This window comes from Rossellomorea sp. GCM10028870 (assembly GCF_042666755.1).
Classification (GTDB): domain Bacteria; phylum Bacillota; class Bacilli; order Bacillales; family Bacillaceae_B; genus Rossellomorea.
In genome coordinates, this window is the sequence record NZ_JBHTGN010000001.1 from 1,827,414 (window position 1) to 1,842,143 (window position 14,730).

At 41.0% G+C, this 14,730-nt stretch carries 18 protein-coding genes; 10 read left to right on the forward strand and 8 right to left on the reverse strand.

Annotation, left to right across the window (positions count from 1 at the left end):
- Positions 1 to 6: 6 nt before the first annotated feature.
- The gene (locus ACFQWC_RS09415) at positions 7 to 723 is read right to left on the reverse strand and encodes a hypothetical protein (RefSeq protein WP_377106979.1); all 717 of its coding nucleotides are present in this window, start codon (positions 721 to 723) and stop codon (positions 7 to 9) included.
- Between the two features lie 22 nt (positions 724 to 745).
- Complete coding sequence (locus tag ACFQWC_RS09420) at positions 746 to 1,489, reverse strand: hydrolase (RefSeq protein WP_299740232.1); 744 nt, start codon at positions 1,487 to 1,489, stop codon at positions 746 to 748.
- Positions 1,490 to 1,759: 270 nt separating this feature from the next.
- On the opposite strand from ACFQWC_RS09420, the gene ACFQWC_RS09425 reads away from it, so the two are divergent.
- On the forward strand, positions 1,760 to 1,942 hold the full coding sequence (locus ACFQWC_RS09425) for a DUF2929 family protein (RefSeq protein ID WP_299740230.1): 183 nt from the start codon (positions 1,760 to 1,762) through the stop codon (positions 1,940 to 1,942).
- 38 nt (positions 1,943 to 1,980) lie between these two features.
- On the opposite strand, the gene clpB is transcribed toward ACFQWC_RS09425, so the two are convergent.
- Positions 1,981 to 4,572: an ATP-dependent chaperone ClpB gene (gene clpB, locus ACFQWC_RS09430; protein ID WP_299740228.1), complete on the reverse strand. Its 2,592-nt coding sequence runs from the start codon at positions 4,570 to 4,572 to the stop codon at positions 1,981 to 1,983.
- 161 nt (positions 4,573 to 4,733) lie between these two features.
- The gene (locus ACFQWC_RS09435) at positions 4,734 to 4,913 is read right to left on the reverse strand and encodes a YjzC family protein (protein ID WP_044337703.1); all 180 of its coding nucleotides are present in this window, start codon (positions 4,911 to 4,913) and stop codon (positions 4,734 to 4,736) included.
- 204 nt (positions 4,914 to 5,117) lie between these two features.
- On the opposite strand from ACFQWC_RS09435, the gene ACFQWC_RS09440 reads away from it, so the two are divergent.
- Positions 5,118 to 5,927, forward strand: a complete 810-nt coding sequence (locus ACFQWC_RS09440; protein WP_299740225.1) for an undecaprenyl-diphosphate phosphatase — start codon at positions 5,118 to 5,120, stop codon at positions 5,925 to 5,927.
- Between the two features lie 72 nt (positions 5,928 to 5,999).
- The gene (locus ACFQWC_RS09445) at positions 6,000 to 6,692 is read left to right on the forward strand and encodes a Crp/Fnr family transcriptional regulator (RefSeq protein ID WP_299740223.1); all 693 of its coding nucleotides are present in this window, start codon (positions 6,000 to 6,002) and stop codon (positions 6,690 to 6,692) included.
- A gap of 64 nt (positions 6,693 to 6,756) precedes the next feature.
- Here ACFQWC_RS09445 and ACFQWC_RS09450 read toward each other — a convergent pair whose 3' ends face one another.
- A complete protein-coding gene (locus ACFQWC_RS09450; protein ID WP_044337705.1) occupies positions 6,757 to 7,065 on the reverse strand; it encodes a metal-sulfur cluster assembly factor in 309 nt (102 codons plus the stop codon).
- Positions 7,066 to 7,150: 85 nt separating this feature from the next.
- On the reverse strand, positions 7,151 to 7,924 hold the full coding sequence (locus ACFQWC_RS09455) for a prolyl oligopeptidase family serine peptidase (RefSeq protein ID WP_299740221.1): 774 nt from the start codon (positions 7,922 to 7,924) through the stop codon (positions 7,151 to 7,153).
- 189 nt (positions 7,925 to 8,113) lie between these two features.
- On the opposite strand from ACFQWC_RS09455, the gene ACFQWC_RS09460 reads away from it, so the two are divergent.
- From ACFQWC_RS09460 to ACFQWC_RS09470, 3 genes are all read left to right on the forward strand, one after another.
- Entirely contained in the window at positions 8,114 to 8,929 is an 816-nt protein-coding gene (locus ACFQWC_RS09460) for a Cof-type HAD-IIB family hydrolase (RefSeq protein WP_377106983.1), read from the forward strand.
- 114 nt (positions 8,930 to 9,043) lie between these two features.
- Positions 9,044 to 9,193 carry a hypothetical protein gene (locus ACFQWC_RS09465; RefSeq protein WP_181778135.1) on the forward strand — a complete coding sequence of 50 codons (150 nt, stop codon included), beginning with the start codon at positions 9,044 to 9,046 and terminating at the stop codon, positions 9,191 to 9,193.
- Positions 9,193 to 9,384 carry a DUF3813 domain-containing protein gene (locus ACFQWC_RS09470; RefSeq protein ID WP_044337708.1) on the forward strand — a complete coding sequence of 64 codons (192 nt, stop codon included), beginning with the start codon at positions 9,193 to 9,195 and terminating at the stop codon, positions 9,382 to 9,384. The genes ACFQWC_RS09465 and ACFQWC_RS09470 overlap by 1 nt, the downstream gene beginning before the upstream one ends.
- Positions 9,385 to 9,427: 43 nt before the next feature.
- On the opposite strand, the gene ACFQWC_RS09475 is transcribed toward ACFQWC_RS09470, so the two are convergent.
- On the reverse strand, positions 9,428 to 10,165 hold the full coding sequence (locus ACFQWC_RS09475) for a BsuPI-related putative proteinase inhibitor (protein WP_299740214.1): 738 nt from the start codon (positions 10,163 to 10,165) through the stop codon (positions 9,428 to 9,430).
- 54 nt (positions 10,166 to 10,219) lie between these two features.
- Complete coding sequence (locus tag ACFQWC_RS09480; RefSeq protein ID WP_299740212.1) at positions 10,220 to 11,074, reverse strand: YitT family protein; 855 nt, start codon at positions 11,072 to 11,074, stop codon at positions 10,220 to 10,222.
- A gap of 187 nt (positions 11,075 to 11,261) precedes the next feature.
- Here ACFQWC_RS09480 and ACFQWC_RS09485 point away from each other — a divergent pair, with 187 nt between their 5' ends.
- The 4 genes from ACFQWC_RS09485 to ACFQWC_RS09500 all read left to right on the forward strand — a co-directional run bounded on the left by ACFQWC_RS09485 (position 11,262) and on the right by ACFQWC_RS09500 (position 14,456).
- Positions 11,262 to 12,119, forward strand: coding sequence for a DegV family protein (locus tag ACFQWC_RS09485; protein WP_299740210.1), 858 nt, complete (start codon positions 11,262 to 11,264; stop codon positions 12,117 to 12,119).
- A gap of 57 nt (positions 12,120 to 12,176) precedes the next feature.
- Complete coding sequence (locus tag ACFQWC_RS09490) at positions 12,177 to 12,308, forward strand: DUF3941 domain-containing protein (protein WP_098353057.1); 132 nt, start codon at positions 12,177 to 12,179, stop codon at positions 12,306 to 12,308.
- Positions 12,309 to 12,542: 234 nt separating this feature from the next.
- Entirely contained in the window at positions 12,543 to 13,034 is a 492-nt protein-coding gene (locus ACFQWC_RS09495; protein ID WP_044337711.1) for a YajQ family cyclic di-GMP-binding protein, read from the forward strand.
- A gap of 69 nt (positions 13,035 to 13,103) precedes the next feature.
- Positions 13,104 to 14,456: a CoA-disulfide reductase gene (locus ACFQWC_RS09500; protein WP_299740204.1), complete on the forward strand. Its 1,353-nt coding sequence runs from the start codon at positions 13,104 to 13,106 to the stop codon at positions 14,454 to 14,456.
- Positions 14,457 to 14,730 lie beyond the last annotated feature (274 nt).

Sequence of the window (14,730 nt, forward strand, 5' to 3'; positions counted from 1 at the left end):
ATTTTCTTATTCCTGAATTTCATGCAAAGTGATCCCTCTTAATTGTTCCTTCAATATCCTTTCATGAGACTTAGAAGGCTTGACAATAAGCTCTTTACCATTTGGTACGGCATTCATGCGCGGGGGTGAAAAAGATCTCTTCGTCACATAAGATAAGGCTTCATTCCAGCTTTTGCTTGAGAGTGCTTTCACCGTATAGACTTCTGTATTGGATGAATGATTTACAATGGAACGGGCAGCGTCCTTCACATAGATCGCTCCACTTGGATCATCAATGTAATTGGAGTCAACATCTTCTCCAATCAAAAGTCGAGCAAACAGAAAGTCATTCGGCTGGTGAATTCCGTATAAAGTTGGAAGGTAAAATACGGTTCCTTCTTCCTTATGGTTATGATTTATCGCACTATTGGGATAAATTCGAATGATCGTGAGAGGTTGTTCATTTTTTGAAATCAGCCCTTCTACTTCTGACAAGTAACTCACTTTATTCTCTCTTACCTGATCATAATATGGAAGGAACACACGGCATCCAGATTGTATTTCCTTATCCCAGTCTTCATAAGGAACATATTGAATGTTTGAGTTCCTTCCAATTTCTAACCACTTATCCTTCACTTCTTTGTTTTCATCAATTGCGGTCACGGTCCATCCATTCTCAAGAAGGGCATCACATAGTTCAAATCCCAAGAACTGCTGAGCAGCAAAAACGAATGCATGATTCAAGTCAATCACTCCAATGTGTTTGTTATAACTCTTTCTCATGTAAAGAAAAGTATGAGGCAAATTTCCCTCCGAGAGAAGCACGCTTTTCAGGAAGTACAAAGAATAAATCCGTTGATGTTCCTTTTTCTAAACGCTCTGTATATATATCTTTTATGAGAGTGAATTGATTTTTATAACGATTAAGAGTCGTTGACTGAACAATATAAAGTGGAATCGAGATGTTTTTAAATACTTCGTAGTCCTTTGATTGTTGACTGATGAATGCTTCGCAGTCCTCCTCTTTCAATCGAAACGTGTGCGCTAGTTCTTTTATTATCTTTTTATAAAAGAATTTCTGTTCCTTCTCTTGTTCTAAATGATCATATAGTGACACACAGGGTGAGAGCATAACGGCACTTCTAATATCTAGTTCCATTTTTGGGTAGAGGTTTTTCAACACCAACGCTCCCATTCCTTCGGCCAATATATGAATCTTTCCATTAATGATTTCAGATCGTTTTACATGTTGATAAAGTCGCTTGGCTAACTGCACGGCTTGATCGCTACCCCAATTCGCTCCATAAAGATTACTATAATAAACAATATATCCTTTGGCGGTCAGCTCTTGAATCCACTTGTAGCGTGCCTCATGTTGTACCCAAAAGCTGCTCTTATCATCTACATAGTGATGGGAATCTCCTATAACCATTACAGCGAATCCATTTGGGCGTTCAGGATAATGAATCATGCACCACTCTTGCTCTAATTGAAACAATCGCTGATACATTAGAATTTCTCCTTTTACATAGTAAGTCATTATAGTTTATGTAAGGAGAAAACATTGGTCAGGGAGATAGCCCATAGAACCCCATATATTTGCAAATTTAGTCGGTTACCTCCATCGATTATGCATGAGTGGTATGGAAAGATGATAAGGGTTACATTTCACAGATTAGTCATTTATTATTTCCTGAAGCTGTGGTAAGATAAAAAAGATTGAAATTGGTTACAAATTGCTAATAAATTAGTTGATTACATAGGAATGAGGTGACTTGGCGTGAGATTTTTCTGGATGTTTTTCTGGGCATTTGCTCTTACTGAAATGTTAACTTACGTTGTAAGTTCAATGAATGGAACTGCTTTTCACTTTGAAACAGGATTAATTTTATCGGTTTGTGTAACGGTATTAGTATTCATTATCACGCTTGTTATTCCAAACGAGCCAGTCGAAAAGCACTAAAAAAAGCAGCCAGATCCGGCTGCTTTTTTTATTTGGTCCTAACTGATCAATAAGCCATTTTCCCCTGCCTCAATGGTGATGGTATCATTCGTTTTAATATTTCCAGCAATCAATTCTCTTGCCAGTTTGGTTTCGACTTCTCTCTGCAAATACCTTTTCAGAGGGCGCGCACCATAAACCGGATCATAAGCCGACTGTGCTATAAATTCTTTTGCACTCTCAGTCAATGACAGTGAAATATGCTGTTCTTCCACTCGTTTTTGTAAATCTTCCACCAGCTTATCGATGATCCCTTTTATATTCTCAATGCTCAATGGTTTAAAGAGAATAATGTCGTCGACCCTGTTAAGGAACTCCGGTCTGAAAGAGGAACGAAGCTGACTCATGACCAGGTTCTTCGTTTCTATATCCATTTCCTCTTCCCCCTTATTTCGTTCGAGGAGATGAGAAGATCCGATGTTAGAAGTCATAATGATCACCGTGTTCTTACAATCAACCGTCCTTCCTTGAGAATCGGTTATCCTCCCATCATCGAGCATTTGCAGAAGAATATTGAATACTTCTGGATGAGCTTTTTCAATTTCATCAAGAAGAATGACCGAATAGGGTTTTCGTCTAATTGCTTCTGTCAGCTGACCGCCTTCTTCATATCCTACATATCCCGGAGGTGCACCGATCAAACGTGAAACGGCATGCTTCTCCATATATTCAGACATATCAATTCGGATCATCTGTTCCTCACTATCAAACAACGTATGAGCAAGTGTCTTCGCAAGCTCTGTCTTCCCTACTCCCGTAGGACCTAAGAAAATGAATGAACCAATCGGACGATTCGGATCTTTAATCCCTGCTCTCGCACGTATAACGGCGTCACTCACCAATTGAACAGCCTCATCCTGCCCGATCACCCGTTCATGCAGAATACGATCAAGCTTCAACAGCTTCTCTCGTTCACCTTCTACAAGTTTAGTGACTGGTATCCCTGTCCATCTCGATACAATATTGGCTACTTCTTCCTCCGTTACTTCTTCTCGCAGCAGGCGTCCATCCTGCTCTTTCATCATCTCTTGCTCAACTGTATCAAGCTCTTTTTCCATTGCAGGAATCCTGCCATGACGAAGCTCTGCAGCTTTGTTGAGATCATAATCACTTTCTGCTTCTTCCAGCATGCGCCTGAGCTTCTCCAGTTCTTCCCGCTTCTCCTGAACAATCCCAATGCTCTCTTTCTCTTGCTCCCATTTTAACTTCATCGCGGTCGCTTTTTCCTTCAGATTACTTAAATCTTCACGGATTCTATCGAGTCGTTCAAGGCTTGCCGGATCCTTTTCCTTATTTAGAGCTGCTTCTTCAATTTCAAGCTGCATCACTTTACGTGTGACTTCATCCAATTCTGACGGCATAGAGTCAATTTCGGTACGGATCATCGCACATGCCTCGTCGATTAAATCAATGGCTTTGTCCGGCAGGAATCGGTCAGAAATGTAGCGGTCAGAAAGTTTAGAAGCTGCCACAATGGCCCGGTCATGAATATTGACTCCATGATGAATTTCAAAACGTTCCTTCAAGCCTCTTAAAATTGATATCGTATCTTCTACATTGGGCTCCTGAACGAGAACTTGTTGAAATCGCCTTTCCAAAGCGGGATCCTTTTCGATGTACTTACGGTATTCATTGAGAGTCGTCGCACCTATACAATGCAGCTCTCCCCTCGCAAGCATCGGCTTCAAGATATTACCCGCATCCATTGCTCCTTCCGTCTTCCCTGCGCCGACAATCGTATGAAGTTCATCGATAAACAGAAGAATGCGACCCTCACTCTTTTTCACTTCCTGCAATACTGCCTTTAGCCGTTCTTCAAACTCTCCCCTGAACTTGGCACCAGCAACCAAAGAGCTCATATCCAATTCGAAGATGGTTTTATCCTTCAAGCCCTCCGGGACATCTTTTCTGACAATCCGCTGTGCGAGTCCTTCAACGATCGCAGTCTTCCCGACTCCAGGCTCCCCTATAAGAACAGGATTATTTTTCGTCTTACGGGAAAGGATACGTATCACATGGCGGATTTCACTGTCCCTGCCTATGACTGGATCTATCCTCCCCGACTTTACATCGGCAACAAGATCCCTCCCATACTTTTTCAACGCTTCATATTTTACTTCAGGGTTCTGTGTGTTCACCTTGCTCCCTCCTCTGATCGTTTCAATAATCTCCTTTAATTCTTTTTCTGTCAGATGATGTTTGGTTAAGTATGTCGTAATCGGGTGGTTCCTTTGGATGAATAACCCAAGGGCAAGATGTTCGACCGATACATAGTCATCTTCCCATTTAGTCTTTAAGGCCTCACTATCTTGCATAAGCTGATGAATATCTCTTGCGAAAAACTGTCCATACTGCAGCCCTTCTCCCTCCACAGCAGGGATATCGTTTAATCTGTCATCAATCCATTCTCTTAGGCCATCTACTTTTACCCCTCCACGGGCATATATCGTTCGAAGAAAACTGTTTTCTGAACCAAGGAGAGATTTCCACAAATGAAGCAGGGTGATATCTGTATGTAATTTTTCTTTAGCTGCCTCTCCTGCAGAAACCAATCCTTCTTGAATGCTGTGAGTCATATTATCAAATTTCATCGTGCTTCACCTCGGATTTTGACCTTTATTGACCTTTACATCTATTATATCCCTTTCGATGAAAAAAGGAAAAGAAAAAGGAACAAGGAGTGCCTCCGATAGACGTCACCATTCATGCTAAATAGTGAACAGTCGCCACGACATCCTTGTTCCTTATGGGGTTAAGGTTTTCTCATATACGTCCAAAGACGATTATGGTTGGAGTTTTCAGGAAATCGGTCTCCCGCTTTCAACCGTAGTTTTTGCGGATTTTTCACCATGCTTCCAGTTTCACCAATTTCTATATACTCTCCATTATTAGGTGCTTTTTCTCCAGCTTTAAATTGTCGTGACTGTCCCATTCTTACCCCTCCTTTTCGAAGCGATGCTTCCTTACTATTTTTCTACAAGGCCGAACATTCATGCATGCCAGATGAAGGATATCAGAATGCTTTATATGATAAACAAGTTACGGTTCGGTTAACATTTGGAAAAAGGCTTTACAGTCTTTCCCTTTATGGTGTTAAATTAAAAACTGTGGAGAAAAAAAGCTTGGAGGATACACAATGGATTTTTATCTGATTATGAAATACTTGTTTTTAGGGATTTTTCAAGGGTTTACTGAACCAATCCCTATTTCATCCAGCGGGCACTTATTGTTAGCCCAGCATTTCCTTGGTATAAAGGATGCCACCTTGACATTTGAAATCCTGGTTAATACAGCTTCATTAGTGGCTGTACTCATTATTTACCGTGAAGATATCATGCGTCTGATCGTGAATGGCTTAGGCTATTTCAAACATAAAACACCTGAAACGAAACGTGATTTTCATTTCATTGTTTACTTATTGATTGGTACGATCCCAGCCGGGGTGATTGGTGTATTATTCGGAGACGTAATTGAGGAACATTTAACATCTGTTATCACAGTAGGAATTACACTTATTATTACAGGTATTGCCTTATGGTTAATCCGTAACCTTCGAGGAAGAAAAAATGACGGTGACTTAAATGTCAAAGACGCCATCATCATAGGTCTTGCTCAGGCTGTGGCCCTTATTCCTGGAATCAGTCGTTCCGGTGCAACCATCGTAGCTGCAATGGCTAGTGGAATGAAGGCTGAAACGGCATTGCGTTTCTCTTTCCTCCTCTATATTCCAGTAAGTGTAGGGGTTATGGTATTCGGAATAAGTGATCTTATAGAGGATCCGAATCTTGCTTCAATGGCCATTCCATACTTAGTTGCGTTCATTGCATCACTTATTGCTTCATACTTCTCATTAAAGTGGTTCATGAATATTATGGCTAAAGGAAACTTGAAATATTTTGCCGTTTATTGTGCCGTTGTCGGAGCTGCTGTATTAATTTTCGCTTAATTCCCTTCTATCTGTCTGTTTCCTTTGGTAAGCTTTGAGTATAAGACATTATGATGGAAATGATGTGATCTCATGAGTGAAAATCTAGAAGTTCCTTCCGAGATTAAGCAACTATTTTTCGAGAAAAAAACGGTGAAAAATTTCAAAAAAGGATCCTTCCTGTTTCAAGAGGGAAGGCCTGCTCACGAGTTATATTTGATTAAAAGCGGTCGTGTCCAAATCAGCAAAGTGATTCCTGACGGACGGGAATTGTCTTTACGGATCTGTTCAAGTCATGATGTGATTGGTGAATTAACGTTATTCAGTAAAGATGCATACTACATGCTCAGTGCAAAAATGCTTGAGAATACGGAGATTTATGCATTACCAAAAGAGGTCTTCGAAGAAAAACTATCCAATAACAGTAACTTGACCATCCAATGGCTAAAATGGATCCAAATTCAGAATCAACAAAACCAAACGAAGTTTCGCGATCTTATTCTTCACGGGAAAAAAGGTGCACTTTACTCAACGCTGATCCGTATGTCCAACAGTTACGGAAAAACAGTTGAAAAGGGCATTCTAATTGATTTTCCGTTAACCAACCAGGAACTCGCCAATTTCTGTGGTTCCTCCAGAGAAGTCGTGAATCGGCTGCTGAGTGAATTAAAGAAAGAAAACGTCCTTGTGTCGGAAAAAGGATATATCACGATTCTTGATTTGAACTACCTTAAAGATGAAATCGATTGTGAGAATTGTCCGGTTTCGATTTGTCGGATTGATTAAACGTTTCAACAAAAAATCCCCCTGAAGCAACCCTTGCCTCAGGGGGATTTTTTACATATCGGTATTATCTGATTCCCAATGCAATTTTCGCATAGCGGGACATGTTGTCTTTGCTCCATGGTGGATTCCAGACGATGTCTACTTCTGTTTCTTTTACTTCCGGAATGTCACTTAGAGCTGTTTTCACTTGATCGACAATGGTACCAGCGAGTGGGCAGCCCATTGACGTAAGGGTCATAGTGACCGTTGCTTTACCTTCTTCATCTAGATCCACGTCATATACCAGACCTAAATTAACAATGTCTATTCCTAATTCAGGGTCAACAACCTGTTCAAGTGCACCCATCAAATTATCTTTAAGATCCTGATCCATGCTAACTCTCCTTCCTCTATCCATGCTTGATGCTTATCTATTTTCACTACTCATCTTAACAAATTAACGTGCATAAAACAAAAGGTTAGGCTGATAAATGCTTCTCAAACCACTCTACCAGCTTTAACACGCCTTCTCTTGATACTTTATGATCTGCTTTATCGTCTTCAATAAATAACAGGTTGTCTTCCTGTGATTCATAATAAGGCAGGATGCTCTGGTAGAACTCTTGTGTAAGGTTAAACGGTACAACCTTGTCCCGTTTTCCGTGCCAGAACATAAGAGGTCTGCCCCCAAGTTTCTCAGGCTGAAGACTTAAGTCGTAGTGAGCGAGTTCATTTAACATATTTCCTATTTCTTCTTCACTGAATGGCAATTCATAACCTAACGATTCGACTTGAGCTAACTGGGCTTGAGCAAATTTCACATATGTAGGATTTCCCATTAACGAGACAGCAGATGAAATCCACTCATATTGAGTTAACGCTCCAAGTGTGACAATCCCACCCATAGAGGTCCCTGCAACCCCGATTCCATTTGGTACGAGCAATCCTTTTTCTTCGAAATGCCCTTTAAGAGTCGATAATTCATGAATCGTATGTAAGACGATCTTCCAGAAGACTTCTCCTAATTGATGCTCTGATTTGCCAGTAGATCGTTCTCCGTGCTCTAAACAATCGGGAAGGATGACTCTGAATCCCTTTTCAGCCAAATAATAGGCATAATGTAAATTATGCTCTTTCGCACTCGTAAATCCGTGAATGAAAAAGCAAACGGGTATTGGCTTATCTACATCCTCTTCCTTCACAAGATGAAGAAATGGAATGGTTTGAATGGTCGATTTATCAACTAAAATCATGTGTATTCTCTCCTTCCTGACTGCATTTCACTTTACTATGATATCCTAGATTTGGTAGTATGTATAATATTTAAATCGAAAGTGTTTGTAAACATTTATTAAATTAGTTGAAGCGGCAGTGGACAACTTTCATTGTCTAACGCTACACTAGAATTGCCTTAATACCAATTAGATTGGGGATTTGTATTCATGAGTTCACAAGAAAAACACTTGATCGTTCTGGATTTAGACGGAACACTTTTAACAGATGAGAAGAAGATTTCAACAAAAACCCGCGAAATACTAAAAAAAGCACGCCATAAAGGGCATGAAGTTATGATTGCAACAGGCAGACCTTATCGTGCCAGTGAATTGTATTATCAACAATTAAAGCTGACAACTCCCATCGTAAACTTCAACGGCGCATTTGTGCATCATCCCACTGATGATTCATGGGGGATGTTTCATGAGCCGATGGATTTAAAGGTGGCCAAACAAATTATTAATGCATGTGACGATTTTAAATTCCGTAACATTGTTGCCGAAGTGATGGATGATGTGTATCTGCATTATCATGATGAAAAGATTATAGACGTATTCATGATGGGCAATCCCTCCATTTCAACAGGGGATATCCGCAGTGTACTATCTGATCATCCCACTTCCATGCTCATTCACGCTGAAGAAGAAGATGTACCAGAGATACGTGCACATTTAGATGATGTTCATGCAGAATTGATTGACCATCGCCGTTGGGCTGCACCGTGGCACATCATCGAAATCGTTAAATCAGGATTGAATAAAGCTGTTGGAATTGAACGAGTTGCTTTATCTTTAAATATTCCGCAAGAACGCATTATTGCATTCGGAGATGAAGATAACGATCTTGAAATGCTTGAATATGCAGGCACTGGAGTTGCCATGGGGAATGCCATTGATCCCCTTAAAGATATTGCAAATGAAGTGACATTTTCGAATGAAGACGACGGGATCGGACGCTACCTGCAAAAACGTTTTAATCTTTAACCCAGAACGTATTTGGAAACTGTGGGTATATCTTCTTAATCTAATCCACCACCACTTTAGCCATACTAAATAGGAGCGCATCATGCGTTCCAACTTGAAAAAGGGGTGGTAGTGATGGGTAGAAATAAATCGAAACGATTTGTACAACAAGGTAAAATCGCAGTAACAAAACATGATGAACGTATTCCGTACCATCTGACGTATGCTGAAGCAGAAGCTAAAAAGCTTGCTTCACATGGCGAAGGGCCAGGGGGAATGGAATAATGAGTAATCCATTATTCCAACAGGCCCGTAACGCGGTTCATTCTGCCCAACAAGCATGCAGTACGGGAGAAAACGCTCAAATGTCCATTGATAAAGCGAAAAACGCGTTGTCATCTGCTTACGCTAACTCAAATGTCGAAGAACAAAAGCAGCTTCACGCTCTTCAAGATGAGTTAAACCGCCTGTCATAAAGATAAAAACAGGGTTTGCCCTTTACGGGCAAACCCTGTTTTCTTATGGAAGGGATACGACATATCGGTGAAGAATCTTCCCATCTTCATTATCCCGTTCATAAAGACTTAAGAAGAACTTGTCTTTACCCCCTGTCATCTGGGGGAGTATGATGGTAAATTCGGTCCAGTTAGGCGCTTCTTTATTAACCTTGAATAAGGTTTCTTTAAGAAGTACTCTATGTCCATCCTCCACATAGTAATAAAAACTCCCATCAGACACCCGCGCTTGTCCCTGGATGGTAAACCGCCCTTTCACCTCTCGTACCTTCACTCCCCTGAAAGATGGGTTTTCTTCAGGAACTTTGAATGAATACTCAGCCCGCAGGGGATGATCAAAACCACTTATATCCTCCCCCATCAGCCATGCTACAATCGTATATTTCCCTTCTGGGACACGTTTTCCTTCCTGCTTGTAATCCCAAATTTCTTTCCAGATCTTCGTTTCACCCTTCTTCAAAGAAATGGTTTGAAGCGCTTGAAGGAATGATTTACCCCGGCTGTACTGATAGACCACTTTTCCCGCATTATTTTTGATTGTAAAGTCAAATATTTGACTCGTGTTAAAGGTGATGTTCTTATCCCCTTCACTATTATTATAAAGAAGGAGCTGGATCTGAGCTCCTTCTTCTCCCGGAACAGCTGTTACAGTAAAGATCAGCGGTACCTTCTCAGCTTTCATGGTAGAAGGGAAACAAAAGAGCATGAAAGAACTTATAAGTATATAAACAACTGCCTTCAAGGTGATACCCCTTTCTATCTAGGTTCACCTGTAGTATTTGTTATTTTAAAGAATCTAATCTTTTCTAAAGAAACCGAATATCCCTGTCGTTTGCACGATATTGGTAAATGCATTAGGATCTACATCTTTAATGGTATGTTCAAGCTCATACAGTTCATAGCGTGAAATGACGATTATCAGCATTTCCTTGTCTTCACCGGAAAATGCCCCTTTTGCAGGCAGGGTCGTAATTCCCCTGACAAGCTTCGAATGGATGGCTTCTCTTAATTCATTGGATTTCTTTGTCACAATCATCGCTGTCAATTTCTCATGTCGTGTATGGATGGCATCAATGACACGCGTTGAAGCATACAACGTGACCAACGTGTATAACGCTTTCTCCCATCCATAAAGAAATCCTGCAGAAGTTATAATAACCGCATTCATAAGAAAGAAATAGGTTCCTACGGGCTTATCTTTCATTCTGGAAAGAATCATGGCGATAATGTCCATACCTCCAGTGGATGCACCCCATTTCAACGTGATTCCAACTCCCACCGCGGCAATGACCCCTCCAAAGACGGCGTTTAGCAGGATATCGGGCGATAATTTAATTACAGGGATCACTTCCAGGAATAAGGACGTCAGAAATACAGAAATGAAGCTATATACGGTAAAGGAACGGCCAACCTTAAGCCACCCCAGAATCGTTACAGGAATATTTAAGATAAATAATAAAATACCTGTTGAAATATTGAATGGCGCAAATTCTTTTAACACACTTGATAATAACTGAGCCAATCCTGTAAAACCACTTGCATAAACATTTGCCGGTATCAGGAAAAAATTCATGGCAATGGCCCCCAGCACTGCCCCTACTAACACTACGAAAAACTTCTTCGCTTCTAACTGAACATGATTTCTCGACATTGACAGACCTCCCACATCTAGTTGTTATTTTCTATGTTCCACAATTCATCTTAACTAAACTCCCCCTGATATTCACCCTTTAAGAGAACAATGATACTTTTTACCTTGAATTCATGCTCTATAGATTGTCATTTTCATGAAAAATAGCTAGACTAAAGCTATATAGAATAGTCAAAGGATGATTAGGATGACAGTAAAATTATTTGCTGATAGTGCAAGCGACCTTCCTGCTTCATATTTCAACCAACACAACATAGAGCTTTTGCCACTGAAAGTACATATTGATGGTCAAGATTATGAAGACTTGGTCACCATCGAGCCGAAAACCGTATTCAATAAAATCAGAGAAGGACATATGCCTAAAACGTCGCAAGTATCACCTGATCTTTTCCTGAAGAAGTTCACAGAGCTTGCAGAAGCCAATCAACCCGGTGTTTACATTGCCTTTTCCTCACAATTGTCAGGGACGTATCAAACCGCTGTCATGATTCGTGATCAGGTGAAAGAAGAGCACCCTTCTCTTGATTTGACCATCATCGATTCAAAATGCGCTTCCCTTGGCTACGGCTTGGTCGTAATGAAAGCCGCTTTACTTCTTCAGGAGGGAAGAAGTAAAGAAGAGATTATCAAAGCCTCCCGATTCCATTCAGAGCATATGGAACACCTATTTACCGTAGAAGATCTTGAATACCTTGCCAAAGGCGGAAGAGTTTCAAAGGCATCAGCTTTTCTTGGGGGACTGTTAAACATTAAGCCTCTTCTACATGTTGAAGACGGAAAGCTCGTCCCGATTGAAAAATTGCGTGGAAAGAAGAAACTTCTTAAACGAATTCTTGACTTAATGGAAGAACGCGGTGAAGATCTCTCAAACCAGGTCATCGCCATCAGTCATGGTGACGACGAAGAGCTTGCCCTTGAAATGAAAAAGCTCATTCAAGAAAAATTTTCACCAAAAGATGTATATATCAGTATTATTGGATGTGCCATAGGTTCTCATACAGGCACAGGCACCCTAGCCATATTTTTCTTAAACGAACACTCATAAACTCCCTTCCTCTTCCTCATACTATGAGAGAAGATGATACTCGAAGGGAGAATGACTATGCCACATACATCTGATAACGAAAAAAAGGCCAAGGATAACAACGCCCTGCGCCAGGAGAAGAATAAAATCAAAGAAGTGAACCGTAAAGCCGGGAAGAATCAGTATTCTAAGAAAACGGATCATTTGTAAGGGATTGCCGCGGGCAGTCCTGCGCTTTGATAGGAGAAAGTGCTAGTTCTTAATTGAGCTAGTGCTTTTTTTGTAGAGTAGACTGGAAAATAAGAAATGATCAGCAATAAATGTCTGATTATTGGTCAATGGTCGATATTTTTAAAAAAACTCTCCCATTCGTTTCGTAGAAGTTGTATGCACCTTCAAAGCTTGTCTATAATGAAAAGAGATAATACTATGGAGGGGTTACATATGGCGAAGGAAAGTTCATTTGATATCGTATCGAAAGTGGATATGTCTGAAGTGAGTAATGCGATTCAAATTGCGTTGAAGGAAGTTCAAACACGTTATGACTTTAAAGGAAGTAAGAGTGATATTAAATTAGATGGAGAGGAAATCGTCCTCGTTTCTGATGATGAATTCAAAATGAATCAGTTGAAGGATGTTCTTCTCAGCAAACTCATCAAGCGTAATGTTCCTGTTAAGAATCTTGACTACAGCAAGCTTGAAGGGGCTTCAGGCGGGACCGTTCGTCAGCGTGCGAAACTCGTTCAAGGAATCGATAAAGAAAATGCGAAAAAAATCAACACCATTATCAAGAACTCCGGCGTAAAGGTGAAGAGTCAGGTTCAGGATGATCAAGTACGCGTCACTGGAAAAAGTAAGGATGATCTTCAAAAAATCATCGCTGCGATCCGTGAAGCAGACCTTTCTATTGATGTGCAGTACGTAAACTTCCGTTAATCCGGTTTTTCAAAGAAGTCTAATGGGTACAATATATCCATTAGACTTCTTTCATTTAGGAGGAAAAACATGAAGAAAAAAGTCATCATCATAGGGGCGGTCGGCGGCGGTGCCACCACTGCATCACAAATTAGAAAACTGGATAGTGAAATAGAGATCATTCTCCTTGAAAAGACATCCTATCTTTCATACGGGGCATGTGGAATGCCTTATTACCTGGGTGACGTCATTAAAGACCGAGAAAGTCTTTTTGCAGCCACCCCTGAAAAATTACATACGAAAAAAAACATCGATGTCCGCATGCATCATGAGGCGATGAAAATTGATCGGGATAAAAAATCTTTACTGGTGAGGGATCATGACAAAAACCAGGATTACGAAGAAGCATATGATTACCTCGTGATCGCAACAGGGGCTTCCCCCTTTATCCCTGACATACCGGGACTTGATAAAATCCCGGCTTTCCATCTCAGAACCGTTGAAGACATGGACAGGATCAAACAATTCGTTGAAACCTCAAAGCCAAAAGTCTGTACCATTATCGGCGGGGGTTACATAGGAGTTGAAATGTCCGAGAACTTCACTCATTTAGGGATGAAAGTCAACCTGGTTGAAAGATCGGAACATGTGATCAGTGTAATCGATGAAGAAACCGCCATCAAACTGCAAGAGCATATCACAGATCAAGGTGTGAATTTGTACACGAAGGATGGACTGAAAGAGGTACTGCCGGAGTGTACCCTGAAACTGGATAGCGGAGAGACGTTTCAGTCTGACTTCATTCTTCTTTCGGTAGGCGTAAAGCCTAATAACCTTCTTGCTAAAGAAGCCGGTTTATCTACAGGAGAGTCAGGTGGTGTCGTCAGTAATGAGTTTATGCAAACAGACGACCCTTCCATTTATGCAGTCGGGGATGTGGTAGAGTCCATCGATTTTATTGACGGGTCCCCTAAGCAGGTTCCCCTTGCATGGCCTGCCCATCGACAAGCTTACATTATCGCAAGACACCTATCAGGAAACCCTGTACCTTTCAAGGGCATGCTTGGTACTGCTATTGCGAAGGTATTCGACCTTTCCATTGCCTCCACAGGATTAGGCGAGAAAGAATTAAATGAAAAGGGCTATTCGTATAAAACATCCGTGCATAAAGGAAAGTCACATGCAGGCTACTACCCCGGTGCTCATGATGTGTATGTGAGAGTCCATTTTTGTCCTGACACCGGAAAGATCTTTGGAGGAAATGTTGTGGGCGGCGAAGGGATAGACAAGCAAATCGACGTTCTTGCTACTGCCATTTATGGAGGCCTGACCATTACCGATCTCCAGGAACTTGAAACATGCTATGCCCCTCCCTTTTCTTCTCCAAAAGGGTTGTTGAATATGATTGGGTATAAGGGTGCCGGGTTAATGGAAAAGAAATAATTGTAGGCAGGCTTCTCTTGGAGGGCCTGTTTTTTGTATGAGTATGCACTTTTATGATGTATTTCTGTTAAACGGCTGGATTTTTTGTGGAAATGGCCGGATTTTTTCCGATTCCGGCTGGATTTTTTCCGATTTCGGCCGGATTCTCTTCAAAAACGGCTGGATTTTCCGGGAAAGCGGCCGGATTCCGCTAAAAATTGACTGAATTTCCTTCAATCACGGCTCAATCACATATCAAATGCCTTCGTCCCAAATCCACATAACTGCAGCACAC